The organism is Clostridioides sp. ZZV15-6383 (genome assembly GCF_020657735.1).
Classification (GTDB): domain Bacteria; phylum Bacillota; class Clostridia; order Peptostreptococcales; family Peptostreptococcaceae; genus Clostridioides; species Clostridioides difficile_D.
On sequence record NZ_JAGWCV010000234.1, the window covers coordinates 1 to 255 of the forward strand.

The 255-nt window shown below is 26.7% G+C and carries 1 protein-coding gene and 1 pseudogene; both read right to left on the reverse strand.

Annotated features, from left to right (window positions below; all coding sequences use genetic code 11):
• Positions 1-135 (reverse strand): helix-turn-helix domain-containing protein (locus KGF42_RS19600; RefSeq protein ID WP_413927054.1); only part of this gene is annotated, 135 nt, incomplete at its 3' end.
• Positions 98-255 (reverse strand): annotated as a pseudogene (locus KGF42_RS19605) (IS607 family transposase); the annotation flags it as partial. The gene KGF42_RS19600 and the pseudogene KGF42_RS19605, both read right to left, overlap by 38 nt.

Here is a 255-nt window from a genome sequence, read left to right on the forward strand (position 1 = left end):
CTTATAAACTTCTTTATTGTGAGCAATATAGAAGTTATATATAAATCTACTAACACCAATCGTTTGATGTATTTTAGATTTTTGTTCAGTAGTAGGATTAATTTCTATTTTGTATGCTCTTTTCAACCTCTTCATCCTCTCTAATCTTTTTCTTGTATTTTCTTAATCCACATATGCGACAACTAAAAGTATGAAGTATTGATATTATATCTTGAACTAATTCTTCTTGTGGTGAAAGACTTTCATTATTTACAA